The organism is Bacteroidota bacterium (genome assembly GCA_016713765.1).
GTDB lineage: Bacteria > Bacteroidota > Bacteroidia > AKYH767-A > 2013-40CM-41-45 > Pollutiaquabacter > Pollutiaquabacter aromativorans.
In genome coordinates, this window is sequence record JADJON010000004.1 from 21103 (window position 1) to 29067 (window position 7965).

General features: G+C 52.9%; 10 protein-coding genes. 7 read left to right on the forward strand and 3 right to left on the reverse strand.

Annotation, left to right across the window (positions count from 1 at the left end; all coding sequences use genetic code 11):
- Positions 1 to 51: 51 nt before the first annotated feature.
- Complete coding sequence (locus IPJ96_16010; GenBank protein ID MBK7911810.1) at positions 52 to 1272, reverse strand: MFS transporter; 1221 nt, start codon at positions 1270 to 1272, stop codon at positions 52 to 54.
- A gap of 224 nt (positions 1273 to 1496) precedes the next feature.
- On the opposite strand from IPJ96_16010, the gene IPJ96_16015 reads away from it, so the two are divergent.
- The 6 genes from IPJ96_16015 (at position 1497) to IPJ96_16040 (ending at position 5913) form a co-directional block, all read left to right on the forward strand.
- A complete protein-coding gene (locus IPJ96_16015) occupies positions 1497 to 2924 on the forward strand; it encodes a T9SS type A sorting domain-containing protein (protein MBK7911811.1) in 1428 nt (475 codons plus the stop codon).
- 97 nt (positions 2925 to 3021) lie between these two features.
- Positions 3022 to 3510 (forward strand): hypothetical protein, encoded by a 489-nt coding sequence (locus IPJ96_16020; GenBank protein ID MBK7911812.1) that lies wholly within the window; start codon positions 3022 to 3024, stop codon positions 3508 to 3510.
- Positions 3510 to 3977 (forward strand): hypothetical protein, encoded by a 468-nt coding sequence (locus IPJ96_16025; GenBank protein MBK7911813.1) that lies wholly within the window; start codon positions 3510 to 3512, stop codon positions 3975 to 3977. The genes IPJ96_16020 and IPJ96_16025 overlap by 1 nt, the downstream gene beginning before the upstream one ends.
- Positions 3978 to 4071: 94 nt before the next feature.
- The gene (locus IPJ96_16030; protein MBK7911814.1) at positions 4072 to 4719 is read left to right on the forward strand and encodes an SBBP repeat-containing protein; all 648 of its coding nucleotides are present in this window, start codon (positions 4072 to 4074) and stop codon (positions 4717 to 4719) included.
- A complete protein-coding gene (locus IPJ96_16035; GenBank protein ID MBK7911815.1) occupies positions 4697 to 5686 on the forward strand; it encodes a hypothetical protein in 990 nt (329 codons plus the stop codon). Before IPJ96_16030 ends, IPJ96_16035 begins: the two co-directional genes overlap by 23 nt.
- Positions 5593 to 5913: a gliding motility-associated C-terminal domain-containing protein gene (locus IPJ96_16040; protein MBK7911816.1), complete on the forward strand. Its 321-nt coding sequence runs from the start codon at positions 5593 to 5595 to the stop codon at positions 5911 to 5913. Before IPJ96_16035 ends, IPJ96_16040 begins: the two co-directional genes overlap by 94 nt.
- Before the next feature lie 134 nt (positions 5914 to 6047).
- Here the strand turns inward: IPJ96_16040 and IPJ96_16045 are convergent, their stop codons facing one another.
- Together IPJ96_16045 and IPJ96_16050 are read right to left on the reverse strand one after the other, a co-directional pair.
- A complete protein-coding gene (locus tag IPJ96_16045) occupies positions 6048 to 6527 on the reverse strand; it encodes a hypothetical protein (GenBank protein MBK7911817.1) in 480 nt (159 codons plus the stop codon).
- 101 nt (positions 6528 to 6628) lie between these two features.
- The gene (locus IPJ96_16050; GenBank protein ID MBK7911818.1) at positions 6629 to 7048 is read right to left on the reverse strand and encodes a hypothetical protein; all 420 of its coding nucleotides are present in this window, start codon (positions 7046 to 7048) and stop codon (positions 6629 to 6631) included.
- A 608-nt stretch (positions 7049 to 7656) separates the two neighbouring features.
- Between IPJ96_16050 and IPJ96_16055 the strand changes: the two genes are divergently transcribed.
- A complete protein-coding gene (locus IPJ96_16055; protein MBK7911819.1) occupies positions 7657 to 7848 on the forward strand; it encodes a hypothetical protein in 192 nt (63 codons plus the stop codon).
- Positions 7849 to 7965 lie beyond the last annotated feature (117 nt).

Below are 7965 nucleotides of genomic sequence, written 5' to 3' on the forward strand. Positions count from 1 at the left end.
GCAAAACCGTGACCTCCGCGCAATCCGCGTTCCAACGATTCAAAGCACTGCTCAGCCGGCGGATTCAGTATGTTCCGTCTTCTCCTTCCCCGCCATCCACAAAAAACCCAGCGACAGAAAAAGGGATGAAACGATCAGGATGACGAACAAGCGATCGAAACCGTATCGGTCCGCAATCCCAAGCCCCAATGATGGCGCCGCGATGGTCGCGATCCCGTAGGCGATCGAATAGAGCGCGGAGTATTGTCCCTGCCGTTCTTTTTTCGGCCGGGAAAGCGCATAGTTCATCATGAACGGCATCGCGAAGATCTCCGACAGGGTGATCACGAACGTATACAGGATAGCGAAGGAGAGTCGGTGTTCACCGAAATAAAGCAAAGCGAACGCGGCAGGTAAACAAAAGACGCCGATGACGATGAACCGGAAGATCTTCTTCGACTTTTCCAGCTTGGCGATCAACGGCATCTCGATGATCACGACCAGTATCCCGTTCAATGCCATGAGCAGTCCGATGCGGTCTTCATCATACCCGCTGACGGTTTTGAAGTATTGCGGAATGCTGGCGAAGATCTGGAAGAAGATGGTCCCATACACGGCCACCAGCGCGATGAAGAACAAATAACGCAGATCGCGGTAGGCAGAAGTGCTGCTGTCGGCCAGTACTTCATTCTTGTGACGTCCGGGTATCGTTGCAGGCCGGGGAAGGTAGAGGAACAACATGAGCGCGGCCAAAAAACCGGTGCAGGCATCGATGACGAACAGCCAGCGATAGCCGAGGTAGAGCGCGACGAATCCGCCAACAGCCGGGCCGACGGCAAAGCCGAGGTTGACCGCCAGTCGCATCAGCCCGACCGACCGGGTGCGGTTTTCAGGCGTGCTGTATTCGGCGATGGCAGCGGCGTTGGCCGGTCGGAAACTGTCGGCCGCCAGCGCATAGATGAAGATCACCGCCGCCATTCCCGCCGGCGTGGTGATGACCAGTAAGGAGAGCAGGATAAGTCCGCTCGAGATCAGGGCCGACACCATGATGTCGAAGTGATTCTTGCGATCGGTCAGCCAGCCACCCAGATAACTGCCCAGTACGCTGCCCATCCCGTAGAAGCTCATGACAAATCCTGCCTCCGCGATCGAGAAGTGCAGGTCGCGCGTCATGTAGAGCGTGGTAAACAACAACACCATCGACCCGCTGCGGTTGATGAACATCGCCAGCGAGAGGATCCAGATGTTGCGGTTCAGATTCGAAAAAGCGTGACGGTAAAGATGGAGGGGCATGGGGGGAATGGTAAAGATAGGCAATGTGGGATTGATGGGGGATCGTTGACGGTAGTGATTTGAAATTGGTGATTGGTAACTGGTAATTAGTAATTAAAAATCGGTGTTTAGTTACTAATTACTAATTACTAATTACCAGTTACCAGTTACCAGTTACCAAAATACCCACCAGCACGGATACCCGCGCTCCTTTTCCCGCTTACCTTTGTGTAAACACCTCACCCATGAAAAAAATCTACGCCATCTTCCTTTGGTTCTCGACATCCCTGGTATTTAGCGAGGCTCAAACCCCGACGTTTCAGATCCCGTTCAACAATTCCGGCGGCACTTTGTCCAATGAGTTATTCTGTGTGGAATCTGACCAATCCGGCAACATCTATTTCTGTGGTAAGCATACCGATGTGATCACCTTCGGTGGCACCACCTTGAGCGTAGGCAGTGGCGGAGCCTGGTTCGGAAAACTGAGCCCTGGCGGCAACCTCGAATGGTTGCGGCAGGGTGGCACACCCGGCACCACCGACATTGCTTATGGCATTGCCGCGGACCCGCGCAACAACGGGCGTTGCTACGTGGCCGGTTCGCTGAACACCAGCTCCGCTTCCACCTTCGGAAATCAGACCCTGCCGGCCAGTTACCTGGGATTCGTTGCCTGCTACGATGCTACAGGTAGCGCCTTGTGGCTGGCAGGAACCAGTTCGGCGGTCTATTCCATCGCCTGCGACGCGAACGGGTACCTGTTCATCAATACCGGTGACGCGGCCATCCACAAGCTGGACGCGGGGAACGGAAACGATCTGGGCACCATCACCCTGAGCGGTAACCTCATGAACCCCCAATGGCACAACATTGTGATACACGGTAACGATGTGATCGCGCAGGGAGGGAATAAGATCCTCAAATTCGACAACAACCTGAATCAACTCTGGAGTACGCCGGTGAATGCATCCCTGGCCGAGACGTTCCGTCTCAACCTGGATGCGAACGGCGATGTCTATGGCACCTTCTACGCACTCTTTGGTAGTGTGACCGTTGGTAGCGTGACGAAAAGCAATTTTCCGAACGGCTATGTTTATCGCCTCGACGGAGCAACCGGAAACGTGCTGTCCTGCGATTCGATCCTGATCAACGGGGCCGCCTCGAAGATAAAAGAGTATATCCCGGCTGCCGGCAGTCCGCAGTTTTACATCAGTGGCGACGGCGCTTTCAACACCCCTACGGTACTGAAGGATGGGCCTTCGCTTTCTGACACCTGGACCAAAGTGTTCCCTTCCAACGCGCCGGTGAATGATCTGGAAGTCATTTCGAATAATTGCATGGTGGCGGTCGGCAAACATTCGGGCACTTCGGTGTTCGACAGTTACACACTTAACCTCCCCGCGGGATCTGCCGGCATCGATAACAGCTACCTGATCGGGCTTTGTTCCGGAACCGTCGACATCCCTGAACAATCCGACGCAAGTACCAGGGCCTATCCAAATCCTGCTGCCGATTACATCGTTGTGCCGGGAAATGAAACGGAGACAATTACGCTATCGAATGTCCTGGGCGAACACTTCATCGTGCCGGCGACCGGCAGCAATCGCTTCGATCTGCGCGGGCTGCCGGCAGGAGTTTATGTCATGCCCCGTGGAATGCGCTTCGTAAAACAATAAGCACAGTACCGGGAAGACCGCATCCCTTCCGTTCATCGTCCTTCAGGAGCCCGTTCCGCGTGGCCGGTCTCCGAAAAGCGCCTACCTTTGCGCTCGCATGATCGTCGATATTGTCATTCGGGAAACACCGGAAGGTGAAGTCATCCATTACCTGCTGAGCGAAGACGAACGCGAGTTCGATCTGCGCGGTTTGCTGTTCGAGGACGAAGTTACCGACTGCGACTGGCTGGATGAGGAACAACGCTTCCTGGTGGCCGCTTATAACGACTGGGAAGGCAAATCGAATTTCGCGATACTGAGCCTGCATGGTGAATTGTTGCGGAAAGGGATCCGGCAGATCCGGCAGTACATTCCGGAACAACGCCTCTTCATCATCGAGCAAACGGGAGCCAGTCTTGGCGAGGATCGTTTCGACTACCAGGCGGAGGAAGACGACATACTTTTCGCGGTGATGAACGATACGGGCGACTACGTGATCGAACCGCAGCCGGAACAGATCTTTTACAACGAACAGGAAACCGCCTTCGGCGTCGGTAGCGGACAGGAGTGGATCATTTACGATCTCAAGGGGAAGCGCATTTCCTGATGGACACGGCCCTCTTGTCGGGTTTAAAAGCCGATCTGCACCAACGATGTCTGGAGCTGCTCGCTTCAAAGATCGTCGAACTTACCCGGATGCAAACCGAACTGCTGGAAGGCGCGCTGGATGACAGTAAAAGTTCCGCGGGCGACAAGCACGAAACCGCGCGCGCGATGATGCAGTTGGAGCAGGAAAAGCTTGCCGGACAATTGCAAGACCTGCTCGATCAGCAACAACAGCTTATCCGATTTGATCCGTCGTTATCAGATGGGGTGATCCGTCCCGGAAGTCTGGTACAAACGGATCGCATGCTTTTTTATCTCACCGTCGGGCTCGGGAAGCTACGATCGGAAACCACCGAATGCATGGTCCTCTCCCCTTCCTCCCCGCTCGGCAAACGCATGAACGGGCTTTCCGCCGGCGATCGATGTGAAGTCAACGGGCAGGTGTATCACATTCTGGCGGTCGTTTAGATTTTTCGCTATTTTCAGTCATCGCCGAATTGTCATTTAACAAGATCCTGTCTCTTGATGTACCAATGAATTCCGATCTTCGGCTAACTCTTCCATGCGCACGATCCTGTTTTCGATGCTCTGGATGTTGCCGGGTCTGACGCGACTGCTTGCACAGTCGGATCCGATCGCGGTGTCCGGGCTTTATTCACTGGGCAATGATTTCCAGGACCGCGCCTATGCGGTCACCGTGGATGATAGCGGCAACACTGTTATGTCCGGTTCCGCCTCCAGTGCTATGGTTAATTTCGATCTGCTGGGAGGAAGTACGCCGGGCGAGCACCCGGTTCCCGGCAATTACCTCGTCCGCTATCGGGCGGACCAATCGGTGCAATGGGCTCGTTACTCCGGCTATTCGGAATCACGTTTCGTTATCACACACCTGGAGACTGATCGAATGAATCACACGCTCGTCCTGGGCTATTACCGGGGTCTGGTGGATATTGATTTCGGTCAAAGCGGAACCGAATACTTGCAGGAGGCCAACTATCAGCCATCCTTTTTCCTGGCGCAACTTGACAGCAACGGAAAACCGATCCGGCATGTTGAATGGGTGGCCCTGTCGGATAGTTTCGACACTTATACCGGTGATCGGACCTTTGTAACCGATCTTTCACTCGACGAAAACGGTAACATCTATCTGGCGGGGTACTCGGGGAAGTGTTTTTACCACGCAGCAGTTGCCCAACGATACGCTTCGTGAATTCACCTGGTTTGTGATTAAGCTGGACAGTTCATTGCAGGTCCAATGGATGGATGGTCTGGAAAAGGTTGTTCATGAATTCCACAATTGGACGAATTTTCTGCCCGTCATGGCGGATGCTGACCGGAACGGTAACGTCTATGTCACATTGTGTTTCGGAGACAGCATCAATCTTCACTTTTCGCATGAACCACCAAACTACCTAAGTGCTAAGCCCTATGATTACACAAATCCGCCGAGTCAGGAAAGCTCTAACCGTGATCTGCTGATCATACAATATGACGTGAACGGTAATTATTTGCGTCATCGGCGGTTTCATTCTGACAGGGTTAGCAGCGAAAAGAACCTCGACGCGGACGTGCTGCCGAACGATCATCTCTATGTATTGGCGGCCTATGACCGGGAATTCAGCGTGGACGACAGCACCTGGAATCCACCCGGAATCGATTCGTTGTATGATTACAACCTCATCCTACTCGAGCTGGACGATCAGTTAAACCTAGTACGGCACCGGCGCTTTCATAACAACATACTGTCGCCGAGGGGTCATTACAATTACCTGGAAGCCGACGAATGCGGCAATCTGCTCGTGCGGATCGACCGGGTCATGTACAATGGCTTCCCGTTTCCGCCCTTTGATGACAATTCACTTCCGATATTGTACAAGGAGAATACTTATGTATTCAATGAAGCGCTTGATGTGATCGATACGATTTCGTTTCCCGACTTTAATCTCTACGATTTTCTGTCCGCCGATATACACAACGGCCATCTGGCCATGACCGGAACGTTTGCCGACGATTTCCCGTCGAGCACTTTACCGTTTTCGAGCGAAACCCGGTTCCATCGAATTCCTACTACGACAATTTCCTGTTGCTTGGCGACCTCGCCTTGCAGGCTTCCAATACCAGAACCGCTCCCGGAAGTTATCATTCCAAATGTATTCCGCCAGATGGCGACGGACTGAACGACACCTGGCAGGTGCGCGATACGACGGGGCGTTTCGCTGCCCGTTGGCAAATATTCAATCGCTGGGGCCAGGAAGTATCACACGGTTCATTTCCCGGTTCCGGCTGGACCGGAACGGATGAACGCAGACAACCCTGTCCCGACGGAGTTTATTTCTACATACTGGCCATCGAAAACTCCTCGATCCATCAGGAAGAACGTGGCTGGGTGAAACTGATCCGGTGACGGTCATCGCCGAACCGGACGTTTTTCTCGAAGTGCTTCCGCAAATGGGACGTTTCGAACCCGGGAGTCGATCCAGCTCAGGAAGTCAAGTATTCCATAATACGATTATCGTTCGGGTTGTAGGATTTTTCGGATCATACTACCCAGTTCCGCAATCGTTTCTTCCTTTCCATATCAGAAGATGCCCGAACCACCTTTCGCCAAAGTTGGTGTATAAACATTCGTTCAAGCGGATAGACGTCAGGGCGCTTGTCGAAGAACCGGAGTGCAGATGGAACCAGTGATTGCAACATGTCAACGTCGCCCAGTTCAGAGTGAAGGATAATACCAAGCACGCGGGCATATCCCTGAAAGAGGCGATTTACCGGGAGCGGCTTAAGATTGAGTATGGCATTGATCCAACGCAGGCTTTTGCGGTAGTCACCGTTGATGAAGTGGATGTAGGACAATGCATACTGGAAGATCACCGCGTGCACGGCGCTGATCAGGTGGCGGTCCTTTTGTAAACGCTCTTCAATCGTCTCGGTCAGTTCTCCGGCATTATCGTATTCACGGAGATACAGGTTCTGGTAAAACTCGCGCAGGAGGACACGCATCCTGATCATGGATCGCATTTTCTCAGAATTACCGGCGGGGAAACGGTCGGGAATGCTCCTGAGTTTCTCCAAAGCCCGGTCGAATTCCTGAAAACGATCGTTCTCACCGAGTGTTGCGATCAGGTTGTTCCAGCGCCTTGATATACACCCAAGCAAATGCTGGTTGGTGAAGGCCGGATCCGAATCAAACAATTCGACGGCGCGTCTTGATACTTCCAGGTATCGTTTCCGTTCGTCCAGTGCGCTGTAATACTTTGCGCGCGCTTTGTAGCCGCAACACGCGCGCAAGCACACCAGCCCGCATCGGGGCGGCGCATTACGGGCACGTTGAGTGCGGTCTTGTATTTACGGTGGTCCGCTTCACTTCTGATCCAGATCGATTCGCTGTACAGTTTATTGATCTGATCGTACACGACATTGCGGGCTGCAAGCTCTTCCAGGCGGGTGATTACCAATCGCTCTTCCGCCTCCACCTTCGCAAAATTCTCTACGAGTTGCTTCTCGAGCATCAGCGTTCGCTCCCAGGAGATCGCTTCCATCCATTGACCGAAAAACTCGTAGCGACTGGCCAGCTCCTTCGCTTTCGGTAGTTGTCGAATGCGGGTCGTATAATCCTTTTTCGAATAAGATGGTAATACGATTCAGGACCTTCCTGACTTCCAACTGAGCGTTCCGCACCGAGTAATAATTATCGAGGGCATCGAGTATGCGCTCGTACAAGTCCATCTTCATCCTTGGCAGCTGCTCGGATATAGGTTTCGGATTTTAGTAAGGCAGTTTCATCGTATTCCCGTAGCCGCTCAATCGCCGTAAACAGTCGCATGAACTTGGGATCGTCCTGCCGCTTACCGAAAGCATATGTTCGGATGTACCCTTTTCGTTGCTTACTGAGCGAACGGATAAGGAGAAAAAGATCCCAGTGATGCCGTTTTGGCCATGGGTCAAAGATAGATCACCTGCGACATTCAGCACACGGAATGGCGGGTCGGGTTTATTCGACAATTCAGTTTCAGGCCCAAAAAGCAAAACGAATTCTGCTCGTTGACGGTGATTAAGACTGGTCGGATTGAATTTTATCACGGGATTTTGATTCAGCTTGCCCGGGGTTGATTCTCGGAATTACAGTACGCAATTCAATTTACCCCTCATGCGAAAACCAATCCTCCTTCTGTCATTCCCTGGTACTGATCGCGGTGGTCATTTGCCGAGCGCGAGTTTTCCGACAACACCACCTCCGTACCGATTCCTCGGCGGAACAGAACTGCGGATACCGGTAACCGTCATGGGCCTTCCAACGGTACTGAACAGTTCAGCCGGTCTCAGCGCCCTGTGGCTCTGACATTACGCACCAGGCCGATGCTCAATCTCCGATTCACTCGAATCCCTCCGGATGGTGTGCATCACGCTGATTGACAAGAAAGGTTCGAATGGAACAACTTCACGGAACCTGTCTTAT